General features: G+C 40.2%; 16 protein-coding genes, 1 pseudogene and 2 other annotated features. Of the genes and pseudogenes, 2 read left to right on the top strand and 15 right to left on the bottom strand.

The window, feature by feature from the left end; all coding sequences use genetic code 11:
• Positions 1-13 precede the first annotated feature (13 nt).
• From RGF10_RS06045 to RGF10_RS06010, 8 genes and pseudogenes are all read right to left on the bottom strand, one after another.
• Positions 14-418, bottom strand: a complete 405-nt coding sequence (locus RGF10_RS06045) for a DUF350 domain-containing protein (RefSeq protein ID WP_318508105.1) — start codon at positions 416-418, stop codon at positions 14-16.
• A 33-nt stretch (positions 419-451) separates the two neighbouring features.
• Positions 452-2,809 carry an endonuclease MutS2 gene (locus tag RGF10_RS06040; RefSeq protein ID WP_318508103.1) on the bottom strand — a complete coding sequence of 786 codons (2,358 nt, stop codon included), beginning with the start codon at positions 2,807-2,809 and terminating at the stop codon, positions 452-454.
• Positions 2,810-2,837: 28 nt separating this feature from the next.
• Positions 2,838-4,556 (bottom strand): DNA polymerase/3'-5' exonuclease PolX, encoded by a 1,719-nt coding sequence (polX, locus tag RGF10_RS06035; protein WP_318508101.1) that lies wholly within the window; start codon positions 4,554-4,556, stop codon positions 2,838-2,840.
• Positions 4,557-4,733: 177 nt separating this feature from the next.
• The gene (locus RGF10_RS06030; RefSeq protein ID WP_318508099.1) at positions 4,734-5,273 is read right to left on the bottom strand and encodes a CvpA family protein; all 540 of its coding nucleotides are present in this window, start codon (positions 5,271-5,273) and stop codon (positions 4,734-4,736) included.
• An 11-nt stretch (positions 5,274-5,284) separates the two neighbouring features.
• Positions 5,285-5,536 carry a cell division protein ZapA gene (zapA, locus tag RGF10_RS06025; protein ID WP_318508097.1) on the bottom strand — a complete coding sequence of 84 codons (252 nt, stop codon included), beginning with the start codon at positions 5,534-5,536 and terminating at the stop codon, positions 5,285-5,287.
• 160 nt (positions 5,537-5,696) lie between these two features.
• Entirely contained in the window at positions 5,697-8,111 is a 2,415-nt protein-coding gene (gene pheT, locus RGF10_RS06020; protein ID WP_318508095.1) for a phenylalanine--tRNA ligase subunit beta, read from the bottom strand.
• A gap of 18 nt (positions 8,112-8,129) precedes the next feature.
• On the bottom strand, positions 8,130-9,173 hold the full coding sequence (gene pheS, locus RGF10_RS06015; RefSeq protein ID WP_318508093.1) for a phenylalanine--tRNA ligase subunit alpha: 1,044 nt from the start codon (positions 9,171-9,173) through the stop codon (positions 8,130-8,132).
• 266 nt (positions 9,174-9,439) lie between these two features.
• Positions 9,440-9,736, bottom strand: a binding site (T-box leader).
• A 63-nt stretch (positions 9,737-9,799) separates the two neighbouring features.
• Positions 9,800-10,562 (bottom strand): annotated as a pseudogene (locus RGF10_RS06010) (TrmH family RNA methyltransferase).
• A 125-nt stretch (positions 10,563-10,687) separates the two neighbouring features.
• Here RGF10_RS06010 and sspI point away from each other — a divergent pair.
• Positions 10,688-10,897: a small acid-soluble spore protein SspI gene (sspI, locus tag RGF10_RS06005; RefSeq protein WP_318508091.1), complete on the top strand. Its 210-nt coding sequence runs from the start codon at positions 10,688-10,690 to the stop codon at positions 10,895-10,897.
• 87 nt (positions 10,898-10,984) lie between these two features.
• Here the strand turns inward: sspI and RGF10_RS06000 are convergent, their stop codons facing one another.
• From RGF10_RS06000 to RGF10_RS05990, 3 genes are all read right to left on the bottom strand, one after another.
• A complete protein-coding gene (locus RGF10_RS06000; protein ID WP_318508089.1) occupies positions 10,985-12,070 on the bottom strand; it encodes a M42 family metallopeptidase in 1,086 nt (361 codons plus the stop codon).
• Positions 12,071-12,147: 77 nt separating this feature from the next.
• Positions 12,148-12,645, bottom strand: coding sequence for a dUTP diphosphatase (locus RGF10_RS05995; protein WP_318508088.1), 498 nt, complete (start codon positions 12,643-12,645; stop codon positions 12,148-12,150).
• 129 nt (positions 12,646-12,774) lie between these two features.
• The gene (locus tag RGF10_RS05990; protein ID WP_318508087.1) at positions 12,775-13,038 is read right to left on the bottom strand and encodes a DUF1294 domain-containing protein; all 264 of its coding nucleotides are present in this window, start codon (positions 13,036-13,038) and stop codon (positions 12,775-12,777) included.
• Positions 13,039-13,122: 84 nt separating this feature from the next.
• On the opposite strand from RGF10_RS05990, the gene RGF10_RS05985 reads away from it, so the two are divergent.
• Positions 13,123-14,034, top strand: coding sequence for a nuclease-related domain-containing protein (locus tag RGF10_RS05985; RefSeq protein ID WP_318508085.1), 912 nt, complete (start codon positions 13,123-13,125; stop codon positions 14,032-14,034).
• 321 nt (positions 14,035-14,355) lie between these two features.
• Here RGF10_RS05985 and rplT read toward each other — a convergent pair whose 3' ends face one another.
• The 4 genes from rplT to thrS form a co-directional block, all read right to left on the bottom strand.
• Positions 14,356-14,715: a 50S ribosomal protein L20 gene (gene rplT / locus RGF10_RS05980; RefSeq protein WP_318508083.1), complete on the bottom strand. Its 360-nt coding sequence runs from the start codon at positions 14,713-14,715 to the stop codon at positions 14,356-14,358.
• A gap of 28 nt (positions 14,716-14,743) precedes the next feature.
• Positions 14,744-14,944, bottom strand: a complete 201-nt coding sequence (gene rpmI, locus RGF10_RS05975) for a 50S ribosomal protein L35 (RefSeq protein ID WP_318508081.1) — start codon at positions 14,942-14,944, stop codon at positions 14,744-14,746.
• 16 nt (positions 14,945-14,960) lie between these two features.
• Entirely contained in the window at positions 14,961-15,464 is a 504-nt protein-coding gene (gene infC, locus RGF10_RS05970; RefSeq protein ID WP_318508079.1) for a translation initiation factor IF-3, read from the bottom strand.
• Between the two features lie 154 nt (positions 15,465-15,618).
• Positions 15,619-15,749: a sequence feature (ribosomal protein L20 leader region), on the bottom strand.
• A 241-nt stretch (positions 15,750-15,990) separates the two neighbouring features.
• A complete protein-coding gene (thrS, locus tag RGF10_RS05965; protein WP_318508077.1) occupies positions 15,991-17,922 on the bottom strand; it encodes a threonine--tRNA ligase in 1,932 nt (643 codons plus the stop codon).
• Positions 17,923-17,971: the final 49 nt, after the last annotated feature.

The raw sequence follows: 17,971 nt of genomic DNA, 5'->3' as shown, positions 1-17,971 counted from the left end.
AATCTCTCCCTTGTTAAATCCCAGCTCCTATAACATAGGATAACCCAATCGAAATCACCATCGATATGAAACCAACGGCACGGTTATCATTTTTTATTTCTTCGTCAATTTTAAATGAAGGCGTTAAAAACTCGAAGATAAAGTAGCCAACAAGTAATAGAAAAAAACCGAATATTCCCCAGCTAATCATCGCTACAAGAGAATCATGCTGTGAAATGGCAAATCTAAAAATATTGGCAATTCCAAAAATCTTTCCCCCTGTAGCCATTGCCACGGCAACATTGCCTTGTCTTATTTCTTCCCAGTTTCGATATTTCGTGACTAGCTCAAATATGGCTAAAAAGACAACCAAGCAGAGTATGACAACGCTGTAGTAGGCAGCTGTTTTCACAAATACGTTTTCCCAGAATTGATTCATTTAGAACCACTCACCCTCATTCAAGCATTTGCCTCATTTAAATTCGACAATCGTTACTCCCGTTCCACCTTCTCCAGCATCACCAAAACGAATTCTTTTTACAGAACGATGATTCTTTAAATATTCTTGGACACCTTGGCGCAAAGCACCCGTGCCCTTACCATGGATAATCGATACGCGTGGATACGCTGCAAGCAGGGCATCATCAATATATTTTTCAACGCGCATTAACGCATTTTCATAGCGTTCCCCACGCAAATCAAGCTCAAGGCTGACATGATAGTCCCTACCCTTAACCGTTGCTAAATGTCGTTTCTGCTCTTGCTTAGGACTGCCGAGATATTCTAAGTCTGATTCCTCTACCTTCATTTTTAAAATACCGATTTGAACTTCCCATAAACCATCTGACTTTTTCGCGATTAATGTTCCCTTTTGTCCAAAGCTTATCACTTTGACTTCATCACCAGGACTTAAAGTATGCTTTTTATTTGCTGCTTTAACTGCAGATTTTTTCACTATTTTTGGAGGAGCCGCTTCTTCAAGCTTTCTCCGCGCTTCAATTAGCTCATGCTCCTTAACCTCTGCCTGCTTTTCAATCCGCATTTTACGTAAATCACGAATAATTTTCTCGGCTTCCGCTTTGGCATTTTCAATTAATTCCGAAGCTTCTTCTGATGCTTTTTCAAACATTCGGTCTTTATGCTCATAAAACTCAATCATTTCCTTTTGCAAATCCTTATGTAGTCGCTCTGCATCCTGTAAATAATCATGAGCTTCATCCCGCTCTGACTCTGCTTGGCGTCTGCTATTTTCTAATGAAGCAATCATATTTTCAATTTGGTTTGTATCAGCACTAATATGGCTCCGTGCGTTTTCAATAACACTTTCATTCAACCCTAAACGGCGAGATATTTCAAATGCATTGCTTCGCCCGGGAACGCCGATTAGAAGCTTATAGGTAGGGCTTAGCGTTTCGACATCGAATTCCACACTTGCATTGCTAACACCCTCGCGGTTATAGCCGTATGCCTTTAATTCAGGATAGTGGGTTGTCGCAATAACCCTAGCTCCTCGCTTATATACCTCATCGAGGATTGAAATCGCCAGCGCCGCCCCTTCCTGTGGGTCTGTTCCCGCACCAAGCTCATCAAATAGGACGAGACTATTATAATGAACAGATTTTAGGATTTCGACAATATTAACCATATGAGACGAGAAAGTACTTAAGCTCTGCTCAATCGATTGTTCATCACCGATATCAGCATAAACCTCATCAAAAACTGCCATTTCCGAACCATCATAGGCTGGAACCTGTAAGCCGGCTTGTGCCATAAGAGTACAAAGGCCAACCGTTTTTAACGTGACCGTTTTTCCGCCTGTATTGGGTCCTGTGATAACAATCGTTGTAAAATCAATCCCAATATTCATGTCATTGGCGACTACTTCATCAATTGGAATCAGCGGATGGCGAGCTTTATTTAAGGATATTCTACCCTCATTATTCATCAACGGCTTAGATGCTTTTATTTTCTTTGCATAACGCGCTTTCGCAAACATAAAATCGAGCTCGGTTAATATATCAACGATTGTTTCTAACTCGGGCTGTTGTTCTGCCACCTTAACAGTTAATTCAATAAGGATTCGTTGAATTTCCTGTTCCTCTTTGATGCGAATCCCTTGAAGCTCATTATTTAATTCTACTACCATTTGCGGCTCAATAAATAATGTTTGACCTGAAGCACTTTGATCATGGATCATCCCGCCGTAATGACTGCGATACTCCTGTTTAACCGGGATGACGAAGCGATCATTTCTGATCGTGATAATCGCATCTGACAGCATTTTCGATGCATTGGAAGACCGAATCATGCTCTCTAGCTTTTCACGGACTCTTGCTTCCTTAGTACGAAGCTGATGTCTTAAGGAGCGGAGTACCTCACTTGCTCCGTCTAGCACCTCACCATTATCATCAATTGCCATTTTAATTGATTCTTCAAGCTCTGCTAAAACGATGATTTGTTCTGCATAGTCCACTAAAATTGGAATGCTTATTTCTTCTTCCGACACAGCCTCAATAAACCGCTTCATTTGCCGACTGGCATGGACCGTGCTTGCCACCTGCATTAGTTCATATGGACTTAACATCCCGCCAATCGCTGCTCGCTTAATATGAGCCCTTATATCAAAGATGCCACCAAGCGGAATATTCCCTTTAATCCGCAATACATTTGCTGCTTCATCTGTTTCCTCTTGAAGCCTTACAACCTCAGCAAAGTCAGAAGAAGGCGTTAATTTCACTGCTTTATCTCTTCCTAAGGAAGAGGATACATGTTCAGCTAATTGCTCTTTTATTTTATCAAATTCTAATACTCTCATTACTCGTTCGTGCATGGAGAGATCCTCCCTTTATAGACACCCATTACTGTCTTCGTTGTAAAAATGTAAGTAACTCATCAAGTGACAATGCGTTAAGCACCGATGACTTTTCAATCCAGCCTTTTTTCGCAACCGAGACCCCTATTTCCATATGACTTAATGTATCGATTTTATGGGCATCTGTGTTAATCACGACCATTACCCCTGCTTCCTGTGCCTTTTTCAAGGCTTCAGGTGCGAGGTCTAAGCGGTGTGGATTGGCGTTTAGCTCTAAGGCTGTATTCGTTTCTTTCGCTAGCTCAATCAGCATGTCAATGTCGACGTCATATCCCGTTCTTCGGCCAATTAGCCTGCCTGTAGGATGAGCGATAATATCTACATGTGCATTCTTAAGCGCCGTTTTCAAGCGATCCATGATTTTTTCCTTTGATTGTGAAAAGGATGAATGAATTGAAGCAATGACAAGATCCATTTGTGCTAACAATTCATCATCGTAATCAAGAGTCCCATCAGGCAGGATATCCATTTCGACTCCAGCTAGGATGGTAAAATCATCATATTGTTCATTTAGCTTTCGAATATGTTCAAGCTGCTGACGTAGTCTTTCCGGAGTTAACCCATTGGCAACCTTTAAAAATTGTGAATGATCGGTAATCGCCATATAATGGTAGCCTCTCGCCCGGCAAGCATCAACCATTTCTTCAATCGAATAGGCGCCATCACTCCAAGTAGAATGCATATGAAGGTCACCTTTAATGTCCTTTAATGAAATAAGACCTGTATCCTTTGAAAAATGCTCAACCTCTGAACCATCCTCACGAATTTCGGGCGGAATCCATGGCAATCCGAAATGCTCGTAAAATTCCTGTTCACTTGTGAAGGTGGAAATTTCTCCTGATTCGATATTTTCTACTCCATACTCACTGATTTTCTCGCCACGTTCCTTCGCAAGCTGCCTCATTTTGATATTATGATCCTTTGAACCTGTGAAATGGTGGAGAGTTGTAGCAAACTGTTCAGGACTAACAATCCGAAAATCTACCGAAATATCATAAGTAAGTTCAAATGTTAGCGAGACCTTTGTGTTTCCAGCAGCAATGGTTTCTTTAATATTTGGTAGGGTGAGAAGCTGTTCTTTAATTCTCTCAGGTTGTTTTGTTGCAATAATAAAATCAAGATCTTTTATTGTTTCTCGCATTCTGCGCAGGCTACCCGCTCTCGAAAATTTCTCAACACCAGCAAATTTTTCTAATTCTGCTTCAATCGATTCGGCGATTGGCAGCATAAAGGCAATCGGTAACCGATCTGGTCTTTTCCCAACCTCTAAAATCGAGACTAATATTTTTTCTTCTGTTTTTTTACCAAAGCCCGCTAATGCTTGGACCTTTCCTTCTCGACATGCCTCTTCAAGGTCACCTATATTCTCAATCGCAAGTTCCTTATAAAGCTTGGCAATTTTTTTGCCTCCCAATCCTGGAAGCTGAAGTAAAGGGATTAAACCAGCAGGTACCTCTTCTTTTAATTCCTGTAAAACTGAAGATTGGGCTGTGTCGATGTATTCAGTAATAACAGCTGCAGTACCCTTCCCTATTCCTGGGAGTGCAGTAAAATCCGTTATTTCGGTTAAGCTTCGGTCGTCAGCCTCTAGTGCCGCGGCAGCCTTCCTAAATGCAGCCGTTTTAAATGCATTTTCACCTTTTAATTCCATATAAATTGCAATCGTTTCCAATAAACGGATGATATCCTTCTTATTTACATTCATTTTTAGCACCAGCCTTCTGTTCAACTATTCCGTTGATTTTTCCGCTCCAATCAACTAGGTTAGGGGCAAGTCGCTTTCGCTTTTCTTTGTCTAGTTGCAGCGGCTAGACAAGCCACTCTCGCTTTTCTTTTTAAGATACCCAATAAAATACAGAAAAACTTCTCTGATCCAGAGAAGTTATGGTTTAACATCAATCCAAAGTTCTTTAATATCCTGTGACAGTATCGGAGTATGTTTAACCATACTTTCTGCCAAAATAGAGTTATGTAGTGCGTTTTGAATTGCTTCAATTGGAACCAAAGCAGCGAAATATAAAATAATAAAAGTAATCAGGAACACCTCGACGAACCCTAAAATACCGCCAGCCATAGAATTAAATTGCTTCAGAATTGGTAAATGAGCAATAAAATCAAGCATAGAACCGATCACCTGTAAAATAATTTTCACCACAAAAAAAACGATAACAAAGGCAATCCCTCGGTAATAAGCATCCTCTAAGTTTCCGTCCTGAAAAATCATTTCAATAGGTGCACTTGAATTAAAGCTTGGATACGGAATCCACAGGACCAGCTTTTCAGCTAAATCGGCCATATACATTTTTGCAACAATAAATGCAATAATAAACCCAGTAAAATGAATGAATTGTAAAATAAAGCCTCTTTTTAAACCAATGAAAAAACCGCTAATGAATAAAATAATCATGAGAAGATCAAGCATGTATTAGACCTTTACCTTTCAGTTTCTTCCTCATATTGCTCAAATAAATTCTTTAATTTTATTAAATCATTAACTGCATTTACAGCAGTCAAAACAGCAAGCTTACTACTATCAAGTGACGGGTTTGATGCGTTAATTTCTCGCATTTTTTCGTCTACCAACGAGGCAACAAGTCGAATGTGGCTGTTACTCTCTGTACCAACAATGGTATATTGTTGACCAAATATTTCTACTGTTGTTCGATTTTTCCCAGGTCCTGACAATGTTTTTGCCACCTTTTCCTACAAATTCCTACTCTATACTATAACATGAAGATGAATAGGCTGGAAAGCCATAATCCGTCAAATCCCAACAAAAAGGGACTCAATTCAATCATTTACATGATTGCTTGAGTCCCTCCATCCTACAGACTTTCGTTCGTTATTATCCTCTTAATACTGCGTCTGCTTGTTCCTTAACAGCGTCTAGCACCTTTTCATGTGCTTTTGTTACATCTTCGTCTGTTAATGTTCTTTCTGGATCAAAGTATTTCAAAGAGAAGGCAATCGACTTTTTACCCTGCTCCATTTTGTCTCCTTCATATAAATCAAAGACATGAACATCTTTTAACAATGCCCCGCCAGCTCCGATGATAATTTGCTCTAATTCACCAGCTGTCCTTTCCGTATCAACCACGAGTGCTATATCTCTTGTAATCGATGGGAAACGAGGAATTACTTCATATGCTAGTGCTTCAACAGTTGCTGCTAATATAGCACTTAATGATAGTTCAAATACATACGTATCCTTCAAATCCAATTCCTTTTGTAAGCTTGGATGAATTTGACCAATAAAACCAATTTCAACACCATTTAGCAATACCGCTGCTGTACGACCTGGGTGCATATTATCAAGTACAGCCTGGCGATACTCCACCTGCTGCGTAAGCCCTAGTTTCGCAAACATTCCTTCGACAATTCCTTTTAGCACGAAGAAATCTACAGGTTTCTTTTCTCCTTGCCATAAATGTGAATGCCAAAGTCCAGTAATGGCCCCAGCAACATGCTCCTGCTCATCAGGTAATACATCAGCTCCATTTGCTAAAAATACCGCACCGACTTCATACAAGCTAATGCTATCATTTTGACGAGCTGTGTTGTATTTTAAGCCCTCTAATAGCTGAGGGACAAGGCTTAAGCGCAGCATACTACGCTCTTCACTCATTGGCATTGCAAGGCGAATTGGTTCTCTTTTTTCAAGCGCAAATTGCGCGGCCTTTTCAGCACTTGTTAATGAATAAGTAACAGCTTGATACAGTCCAGCACCCTCTAAGTAGCGACGCACTACTCGACGTTTTTGCTGAACATCTGTTAAATAGCCAGGGTTAGATGAACCGATAGGCAATGTCATTGGTAAATAATCATAGCCATAAAGACGAGCAACTTCTTCAATTAAATCCTCTTCAATCGTAATATCACCACGACGAGTAGGTACAGTAACCGTTAATAAATCATTGTCTACAACTACTCCAAATTGAAGTCGTTTAAAAATATCTTGAACTTCATCCATTGTTAATTGTGTACCAATAACGGAATTAATTTTATCAAGGGTAATCGCTACAACTGCTGGACCCTCTTTATACGTATCCACTTCAACTGTACCTTCTAGAACTTCCCCACCAGCATATTCTGCGATTAAGGCTGCTGCTCGTTCTGCCGCGGCTCTGACGCGGCTAGGATCCACACCTTTTTCATAACGAGTGCTTGCTTCACTGCGCAGGCCATGGTCTTTCGATGCTTTGCGGATTACACCGCCAGTAAAATAGGCCGATTCTAACAGTACCGTTGTTGTATCTGCCTGAACTTCAGAGTTCGCTCCACCCATCACACCAGCTAATGCAACAGGAACGGAGCCGTTTGTAATGACAAGATGATCAGCTGCTAACGTCCGCTTTACATCATCTAACGTAATGATATCTTCTCCAGCCTGCGCACGACGAACTAGCACTTCTTTTGAACCAAAGCGATCATAATCGAACGCATGCAGTGGTTGACCATATTCAAGCAAAATATAGTTCGTAATATCAACAACATTGTTATGTGGACGAATACCTGCTGCCATAAGACGAGTTTGCATCCAAAGTGGCGATGGGCCAATTTTTACATTTTTAATAATCTTTGCCGTATAAATTGGATTATCAGCCTCTGCTTCAACTGTTACCTTAACATAATCAGCTGCTTTTTCGGCTGAAGCTTCGATTTGAGCTTGTGGTAATGTTACTTCTTTCCCTAAAATAGCAGCTACCTCATAAGCAACACCCAGCATACTTAATGCATCTGCACGATTTGGTGTTAGGCTAAGCTCGAGGATTTGATCGTCACGGTTCAACATAGCCAACGCATCTTGACCAACCTCAGTATCATTCGGAAAAACAAAGATCCCTTCAGAATATTCCTTAGCGACTAGCTTGCTTTCAATTCCAAGCTCCTGCAAGGAACAAATCATTCCGTTCGATTCTTCTCCGCGCAGCTTTGCTTTTTTTATTTTAAAATTACCCGGAAGAACCGCACCAACGGTCGCAACAGCCACCTTTTGACCTGCTGCAACATTCGGAGCACCACAAATGATTTGGACAGGCGCTTCTCCACCAAGGTCGACCTGGCATTTGCTTAATTTATCAGCATTTGGATGCTGTTCACGTTCTACAACATGACCAACCACAATGCCCTTCATTCCTTCATTAAGGACTTCAACACCCTCAACTTCAATTCCGCTTTTCGTAATTTTATCGGCTAGTTCACTAGCTGAAATTCCAGTTAGGTCCACATATTCCTGGAGCCATTTATATGATACGAACATAATAATACGTCCCCCTATTTATAATGATTCATGTAAAGAGAATTGCTTTAAGAAACGAATGTCATTTGTATAATAATGACGAATATCATCAACACCATATTTCAACATCGCAATTCTTTCTGCACCCATTCCGAATGCAAACCCAGTGTATTTTTTCGAATCAAAACCAGCCATTTCCAGTACATTCGGATGCACCATGCCTGCTCCTAATACTTCAATCCAACCAGTTCCTTTACATACGTTACAACCTTTACCGCTACATATTTTACAAGAAATATCCACCTCAACAGATGGTTCTGTAAAAGGAAAGAAGCTAGGTCTTAGGCGAATCTCACGATCTTCACCGAACATTTTCTTTGCGAATACATCAAGTGTACCTTTTAGGTCGCTCATACGAATATTCTCGTCTACGACAAGTCCTTCAATTTGCATAAATTGATGGGAGTGTGTCGCATCATCATTATCACGACGATAAACCTTCCCAGGGCAGATAATTTTAACAGGGCCTTTTCCTTGTTTCTTTTCCATTGTCCGCGCTTGCATTGGAGACGTATGGGTACGAAGCAGAATATCCTCTGTAATATAGAACGAATCTTGCATATCGCGTGCTGGATGTCCTTTTGGAAGATTTAATGCTTCAAAGTTGTAATAATCCGATTCAACTTCTGGTCCTTCGGCAATCGTATAGCCCATGCCTACGAATAAATCTTCAATTTCTTCAATAATTCTTGTCAGTGGATGGTGATTTCCTGTTTTAACAGGTCGTCCAGGCAAGGTAACGTCAATTGTTTCAGCTGCAAGTCTTTCGTTGATTGCTGCTGCTTCTAAATGTTGTTGCTTTGCTTCGATTTTGCTTGCAATTTCCTCACGCACTTCATTGACGAGTGCACCCATTTTTGGACGTTCTTCAGCAGAAAGCTTTCCCATTCCTCTAAGGACTTCTGTGATAGGACCTTTTTTCCCTAAATATGAAACACGAATGTCGTTAAGCTCCTTCAAATTTGCAGCTTGCTCAATTTTTTCAAGAGCCTCAGTTTGCAGTTCCTGTAATCTTTCCTGCATGTGTACTTCCTCCTTTATTTACTTCGTTTTGCTTCTTAGCAAAACCATTCTTTAACAAAAGTTGTGTTAAATTAGAATGTTGATTTCCACTCCAGGCGCTCAGCGACCCAGCGGGGAGTCCTGGAGCCTCCTCGGCGCTTTAGCGCCTGTGGGGTCTCCCGCGACACCTTCTCCGGCAGGAGTCTCGCACCTTCCGCTCCAATCAACATTGTGCAAAAAAATTAATAATTTACATTAACACAAACACAAAAAAACCCCGTGCCCGAAAAAGGGACGAGGTTTGGTTCGCGGTACCACCCTTATTAACAAGCAAAAATAAGCCTGTTCGCTTCATTACGATAACGGCTTGTGGCCGATACATCTTTACAATTCGAAAAGCGAAATCGACTAGCTCAACGGCGACTGAAAAATGACGCCTAGGCTAAACACTAATGAATTGGTCCCAATGCCAACTCCTGGAGGTGAACTTCACTTACCCTTATTCCATAAAAATGCTTGCAGTCAACGGCATTTTCTCCCTAAATGGCAGGCAATAAGCTACTTTTCTCCATCATCGTTTTTTTGTTCATGCAATTTGCAGTTAATTATAGTATATTTTTCTAGCATATTCAAATGTTTCTAGAAAATTAACTGCCCTTTTTTAAGTAGTAAAGTAAAATGCCCGATGCAACTGCAACATTTAACGATTCGCTTTTACCTAAAATTGGGATATACAAATTCTTTGTTGTTTGAGCAAGTAAGTCTTTATTAACGCCACTGCCCTCGTTTCCAACAATTAAGGCAAAGCTTGTTGATGGCAGTACCTCAGTATAAACCTGTCCATTTTCAAGCGCTGTCCCGTATACCTGGTATTTCTGCTTGTATGAGCTTTTCGAGCCAAGGTTGAAGGTCATCCGTTATAATCGGTAAATGAAAATGGCTACCTTGTGCCGAGCGCAAAACCTTTGGATTATAAATGTCGACACTGCCCTTCCCTACGACTACCACATCTATGCCCGCTGCATCTGCAGTCCGAATCATCGTTCCAACATTCCCTGGATCCTGAACAGCATCAATGAATAAGAATGTTTTACCTGACACTTTCGTCCGATCCATTTGCTCTTGTTGGCAAATTGCCACTACACCTTGTGGAGCCTCTGTATCACATAATACTTTGATGACATCCTCGGTCACACTTGTAATCGGAATTGCGCCAACATCCCATTTCATAGGGATATCAACTTCCACTTGAATAATTAACTCAAGGATGGCTCCTTCTTTTTTCAACGCTTCCTCAACGAGGTGGAAGCCCTCAATTAAAAATGTCCCCGTTTTATCGCGTTCTTTTTTTGTTAAAAGCTTTTTCCATTCTTTTATCTGTGGATTTTTAACAGAGTGAATGTGCTTCACAATGGTCACTCCTCTAAATTTCGATTTCAATTTCTATATTATAGCCTAATTACGATACATAAAAAAACGTTTTATCGCAAATGCTAGAGTAGTAATGGAAATGGATAATAAAGGAGCGAATAAAAATGAATTTAAATTTACGTCATGCTATTATACAAAATGTATCAGGGAACTCACAGGATGAGCTTCGTGACACGATTGTCGATGCGATTCAAAATGGTGAGGAAAAGATGCTACCTGGTCTTGGCGTTTTATTTGAAGTAATTTGGCAAACAGCCTCAGAGGATGATCGTGTTGAAATGTTACAGATGCTTGAGAGTGGGTTAAAGAAGTAAGACGTTTACTTAAGCAGCGGCTTGGGCACTTACAACTGAGCATATAAAAGAGGTTACTGCAGTTCATTACAGTAACCTCTTTTTATTTTATTGATAGGTAATCCGATCAACAGTCTCGCAATCCAAGCGTTTAATCACTTCGACGACCAATTTAACAGCATTTTCGAAGTCATCGCGATGAAGCATCGCAGCATGAGAATGTATATAGCGCGTTGCAATCCCTATTGATAAAGCTGGCACGCCATTATGGGACAGGTGAATCGCACCGGAATCTGTTCCCCCACCAGGCATCGCCTCATATTGATAAGGAATTTCCTGTTCATCCGCCACATCTGTAATAAAGTCGCGCAAGCCTTTATGGGATACCATCGATGCATCATAAAGAACAATTTGCGGACCCGCACCCATTTTGCCTAACGCCTCTTTCTCTGAAACCCCTGGAGTATCTCCAGCAATTCCAACATCTACGCCAAACGCAATATCTGGTTCGATTTTATACGAGGAAGTTTTGGCACCACGAAGGCCAACCTCCTCCTGCACTGTACCGACTCCATAAACGACGTTTGGATGTTCTGTTCCTTTAAGTCTTTTTAGTACCTCAATAGCAATGGCACAGCCAATTCGGTTATCCCATGCTTTGGCCAGTAGCATTTTTTCATTGTTCATCACCGTAAATTCGAAATGCGGCACGACCATATCGCCTGGCTTGACGCCCCATTCCTTCACTTCATCACGACTCGATGCACCAATATCAATGAACATATCTTTTATTTCAACTGGCTTTTTGCGAGCATCTGCGGACAGAATATGAGGTGGCTTCGAACCAATTACACCTGTCACCTCGCCTTTTCTTGTTACAATTGTAACCCGCTGTGCCAGCATAACCTGCCCCCACCAGCCGCCAACGGTTTGAAAGCGTAAAAATCCTTTTTCATCAATATTTGTAATCATAAAGCCGACTTCATCTAAGTGGCCGGCCACCATTATTTTAGGTCCGCCCTCTTTTCCAACCTTTTTCGCAATCAAGCTTCCGAGATTGTCTGTTGTCACTTCATCTGCAAACGGTGCTATGTACTTTGTCATGACCTCACGAACTTCGCGCTCATTGCCGGGAATTCCTTTGGCATCCGTTAAGTCCTTTAGCATTGTTAACGTTTCATCAAATTTTGCCATGTCGTTCGACTCCCTTAATATGTAGTATTGTTGTCCTTCATTATACAAAACGGCATCCCTATTGTAAAAAGTGCCGATTAATACCCTTGTTTCTGTCTTTCATAATTTACTTCGTTTTTCTGAATATATGCCTGTTCGATTTCGACAGCCGAAAAACCTAATAATTTAGCTAAATGTAGTGAAGCCTGAAATAGCGCTTGATAATCCTGTAAGGAGCGCGTTGTTCTGAACACCTCGATGATGCGATACAGCTCTAAAAATTGTTCAGTTAACGACTCTGATTGATTCTGCTGTTCATCATCGCTAATGCTAATTTGTTCAGTAAATCCAGCTTCAATTCCGAGCGATAAAATAAAGTGGATTCCATCAACGAATTCTTCTAAGATTACTTCCTTGGCGGATGCTGGTTTTAAGCTCCAAAATTTAAAGCATCGAGTTTCGTTTGCGAGCTCTCCTAATTCAACAAGGAGTGCTAGGACCTTGCGATCAAACAAGTCCTCTGCTTGCAGGTTATGTTGTGCTTCAATATGGCTGTCTAAGCCTTTTTGCATCGTGAATAATTTTTCTAGATTCATTGATTTTAATGCTCCTCATTTTGTTAATTTTGCCTAGGTGGCAATTTTCTCATATTGAATGACTTTTGCAAGGAAAATGACGAGTGTACCTTTTAACGCATCCCCGAAAAATGGGTTAAGTCTCTATCTTTATTTTAACAAAAAGTAGATAGAAACGACTGCTTGGATTATGAAAACGAGCGGAAAGCCAATTTTAAAGGCCATATGCTTAGTTTTGTGGTGAAAGAAATACATGGCAATCGTCATCGCAAAGGCTCCACCAAAGATCGCAGTTAGCCAAAGTGTTCGTTCCGAAATCCTGTATTCGTGCTTTTTGGCTCTTCTTTTGTCCTCTCCCATTAAAAAGAATCCCACAACATTCATGATTACTAAAATCCATATGATTATGTTCAAAGTTCTTACCTCCTTATTCTTGCTTGTAAACCATTCTTATTTTTTCTAAAATAAAACTATCAATATAAAGATTGGAGATGGAATATGGAAATTTTGAAACAGCGTCTCGTTCCTGTTACACTAAAGTATATGAGGTCTCTAAACGCGAGACTTAAGTTAACTGACAAAGAACGACTTTACTATTCTAATTTAGAAAAGGGTTATGCTGGTGAACTAATCTTCGACCAACTACTCCTCACAAACCTCTCGCTTAACTGCCTCGTCTTAAATGATATCCTCCTAGAATCAAACAACAACGAATTTCAAAACGATACCTTTTTATTCTCACAAAATACATTATACCAATTCGAAGTCAAAAATTTTGAAGGTGATTTTTACATAGAGGAAAATAAATGGTATGCCGTTCCTAAATTTGATATAAAAAATCCACTCATCCAATTGGAACGTAACGAAACATTATTTCGCCAATTTGCTAAGGAACTTGGAATCCAAATTACAATTAAGCCGTATTTAATTTTTGTTAACCCTCATTTTCACCTATACCATGCCCCAAGAAATCAACAGATTATTTTCCCAACACAACTTAAGCGTTTTCTCCATAAGTTAAATAGGACATCATCAACATTAACTGACGTACACTATCGGATCGCCGAAGAAATACTATCTCATCATATTAACGTTTCAAAAAACATGAAAATACCGGAATATAGCTATGATAGTCTAGCGAAGGGGATGCTTTGTGGACCTTGTCATTCTTTAACAACCGAATACAAAGAGGACAAGCTGGTTTGTAAGAGATGTGGGCATTTTGAAGATATTGAATCCGCAATCACTCGCGCTGTCAATGAATTAATATTCCTTTTTCCGGATATTAAAATCACAGTAAAATTGGTCTCAGATTGGTGCAATGTGATTAAATCAAAGAAAAAGATACGTAGGATTTTGATGAAAAATTATAAACTTTTGAGACATGGCCAATCGTCTTATTATATCTAACATTTTATTTTGTAGCGAGTCTTGCATTGAGCTTTTTGGCGATGATTGTTACCTCTTCACCTGTTTTCGAGGGTTGGCGGGCACGATCAGACTTTGATCGTTACCTCTCCTCCTGTTTTCTAGGGTTGGCGGGTACAATCAGATTTTGATCGTTACCTCTTCTCCTCTTTTCATGGGCTATCGGGTACGATCATGCGTTGATTGTTACCTCCTCACCTCTTTTCGCAGCTTACGGGCACAATCACCGAAAGAATCCACTCCCCAAAACAAAACAACAAAAAAACCACCCTCGCAAAACGAGAATGGCATTTTAATCAATAATTACTTATTGAATTGTTGTTTAGCAGCATCTGCTAATTGTGCGAATGCTTGTGCATCAGTTACAGCAAGATCAGCAAGCATTTTGCGGTTAACTTCGATACCAGCAAGCTTAAGACCATGCATTAAACGGCTGTAAGAAAGACCGTTGATACGTGCAGCTGCGTTGATACGAGTGATCCATAATTTACGGAAATCACGTTTTTTCTGACGACGGTCACGGAATGCATATTGTAATGATTTCATAACCTGTTGGTTAGCTACTTTATATAAAGTATGTTTTGAACCGAAATAACCTTTTGCTAATTTAAGAACTTTTTTACGACGCTTGCGCGTTACTGTACCGCCTTTAACACGTGGCATGTAATTTCCCTCCTATATACGTTCGAGATTACTTAATGTTAGTTAATAAGAAACGAATGCGTTTGAAATCGCCTTTAGAAACAATTCCACTTTTACGAAGCTTACGCTTTGCTTTAGTAGATTTGTTAGCAAATAAGTGGCTTGTATAAGCGTGTGAACGCTTCAGTTTACCTGATCCGGTTTTTTTGAAACGCTTTGCAGCGCCACGGTGAGTTTTCATTTTTGGCATTAGAGCTTCCTCCTTGTTACTTGTCGTTTTTAGGTGTTAAGACCATAAACATACTACGGCCGTCCATTTTTGGATGTGATTCCACAGTTGCAACTTCTTTGCACTCTTCCGCAAAACGAACTAAAACACGTTGACCAATTTCTTTATGAGTAATCGCACGTCCTTTAAATCGGATTGATGCTTTTACTTTATCGCCTTTTTCCAAGAATTTAATTGCATTTTTTAATTTTGTATTAAAATCATGCTCATCGATTGTTGGACTTAAGCGAACTTCTTTAGTAGTAATGATCTTTTGATTTTTACGCGCTTCTTTTTCTTTCTTCTGTTGTTCGAATCTAAATTTTCCGTAGTCCATAATACGGCCTACTGGAGGCTTTGCATTCGGAGCAACTAAAACGAGATCAAGATTAACGCGTGCAGCGATTTCAAGAGCTTCAGTTTTTGTCTTAATCCCCAACTGCTCGCCATTCTGGTCAATGAGACGAACTTCACGGGCACGAATACCCTCGTTTAACAACATGTCTTTGCTAATAGTTAGACACCTCCAAGGTTTTTTCAGCGAATACAACGTTTGGATCAAGAATTAGAAAATCGGAGAAGTTGTTTCCTAACACCGAATCTCACCTTTTGATTACGCTCAAAGTTGAATTGGCACATACAAAACCGCTTATAATGCAAATAAAAAAGTGTGGATGAATTCACCCACACTTACGAAAACAATACAAAACAGTCATGTTTATCCGTAAACCTGCCGACAGCGCTTTAGCGTCAATCAGGTGAGAAGCGGGTGCTTCTTCTTTTTCTCAAACTCGTATTCAATTTACCAGAGTAACTATATCACAAAGAATGACAGTGTGTCAAACCGAAATTTTTTTAGCAACAAAGAGAATCTTAACAAACAATTCGGCTTTTGACAAGCACTTTTTTTAAAAGTAAAGAAACACGCCTTTACACACGGTCATCATCGACGAGCCATACCGCTTATTTATGAAGCAGCACGGCCCATCTGACCATGTAACGCGGTAGCTATTTGGTGAATTCTACTATTAACGATTCACTTCCGCTTTTAAATCCGCAATAAATTGCTCAAACGAAATAGTTTCAGAATTTTGTTCGCCATATTTGCGGACGTTCACTGATTTCGTTTCCACTTCCTTATCACCAACCACGAGCATGTATGGAATTTTTTGCATTTGTGCCTCGCGAATCTTATAGCCGATTTTCTCGTTACGGCCGTCTAATTCAACACGGAAACCTGTTGCTTTAAGTTGAGCCTGAACTTCTTTTGCGTAATCAAAATGAACATCAGGAGAAACTGGAATTACTTGAACCTGAACTGGTGCAAGCCATGTTGGGAAGGCTCCTTTGTATTCCTCGATTAAGAAGGCAACAAAACGCTCCATGGTTGATACAACCCCACGATGAATAACAACCGGACGATGAGGTTTGCCATCTTCGCCAACATAAGTAAGGTCGAATCGTTCAGGTAATAAGAAATCAAGCTGTACAGTCGATAATGTTTCATCCTTACCAAGAGCTGTTTTCACCTGTACATCTAGCTTTGGACCGTAGAATGCAGCTTCACCTTCTGCCTCATAATAATCTAAACCTAAATCATCCATCGCTTCCTTCAACATGCTTTGCGCTTTTTCCCACATTGCATCATCATCAAAATATTTTTCAGTATCCTGTGGATCACGATAAGACAAACGGAATGAATAATCTCCAAGATCGAAATCTTTGTATACCTCTAAAATAAGGTTTACAACACGTTTGAATTCATCTTTAATTTGATCTGGACGGACGAAAACATGGGCATCATTCAAAGTCATTCCGCGAACACGCTGCAAGCCTGATAGAGCACCAGACATTTCATAACGGTGCATTGTTCCAAGCTCCGCAATACGAATTGGCAGCTCACGGTAGCTGTGAATGGAGTTTTTGTAAACCATCATATGGTGAGGACAGTTCATCGGACGTAAGACGAGTTGCTCATTGTCCATATCCATAACCGGGAACATATCTTCTTGATAGTGGTCCCAGTGACCAGATGTCTTATAGAGATCTACACTACCCATGATTGGAGTGTACACGTGATCATAACCTAGGCTAACTTCTTTATCAACGATGTAACGCTCAATTATACGACGAATTGTTGCACCCTTTGGCAACCATAATGGTAAACCTTGACCGACCAATTGCGAGTTTGTAAAAATATTTAACTCTTTGCCGATTTTACGGTGATCCCGTTCTTTTGCTTCTTCTAGAAGTCTTAAGTGCTCTGCAAGGTCTTCTTTCTTGAAGAAAGCAGTTCCGTAAATTCGTTGAAGCATTTTATTATCGCTATTTCCACGCCAGTAAGCACCGGCAATGCTCAATAATTTGAATTCCTTAATTTTACCTGTTGATGGCACATGAACACCACGGCAAAGGTCGAAGAAATCACCCTGTTTGTACAAAGTAACCGTTTCTTCTTCAGGAATGGCTTCGATTAATTCGAGCTTGTATTCATCGCCAATTTCTTTGTAAATTTGAACGGCATCATTGCGGCTCACTTCTTCACGAACCACTTCAATATTTTCTTTAACGATTTTTGCCATTTCTTTTTCAATTAAAGGTAGATCTTCTGGAGTTAACGATTGCTCTAAGTCAATATCGTAATAAAAACCGCCTTCAATTACTGGGCCAACCCCAAGTTTTACGTTTTTATATATACGCTTTATGGCTTGAGCCATTAAGTGAGCAGTACTGTGGCGAAGCACTTCTAATGCATCCTGATGTTCAGGAGTAACGATTTCAATCGCTCCATCCTCTTCAATCTGACGGCGTAAATCGATCATTTGCCCGTTAAGCTTACCGGCAATGGCTTTCTTTTTTAGTCCTGGACTAATGGAAGCAGCAATTTCCTCTGTTGTCGTTCCTTGAGGAAACTCCTTTACTGTTCCATCTGGAAACGTAATTTTCACAACATCTGCCATTGATTTTTCCTCCTCTTTTATGTAGCGCTTTAACGCGATGGGGGACTGT

This window comes from Bacillus sp. T3 (genome assembly GCF_033449965.1).
Taxonomy (GTDB): domain Bacteria; phylum Bacillota; class Bacilli; order Bacillales; family Cytobacillaceae; genus Bacillus_BU.
This window is presented reverse-complemented; position numbering and strand designations above follow the sequence as displayed.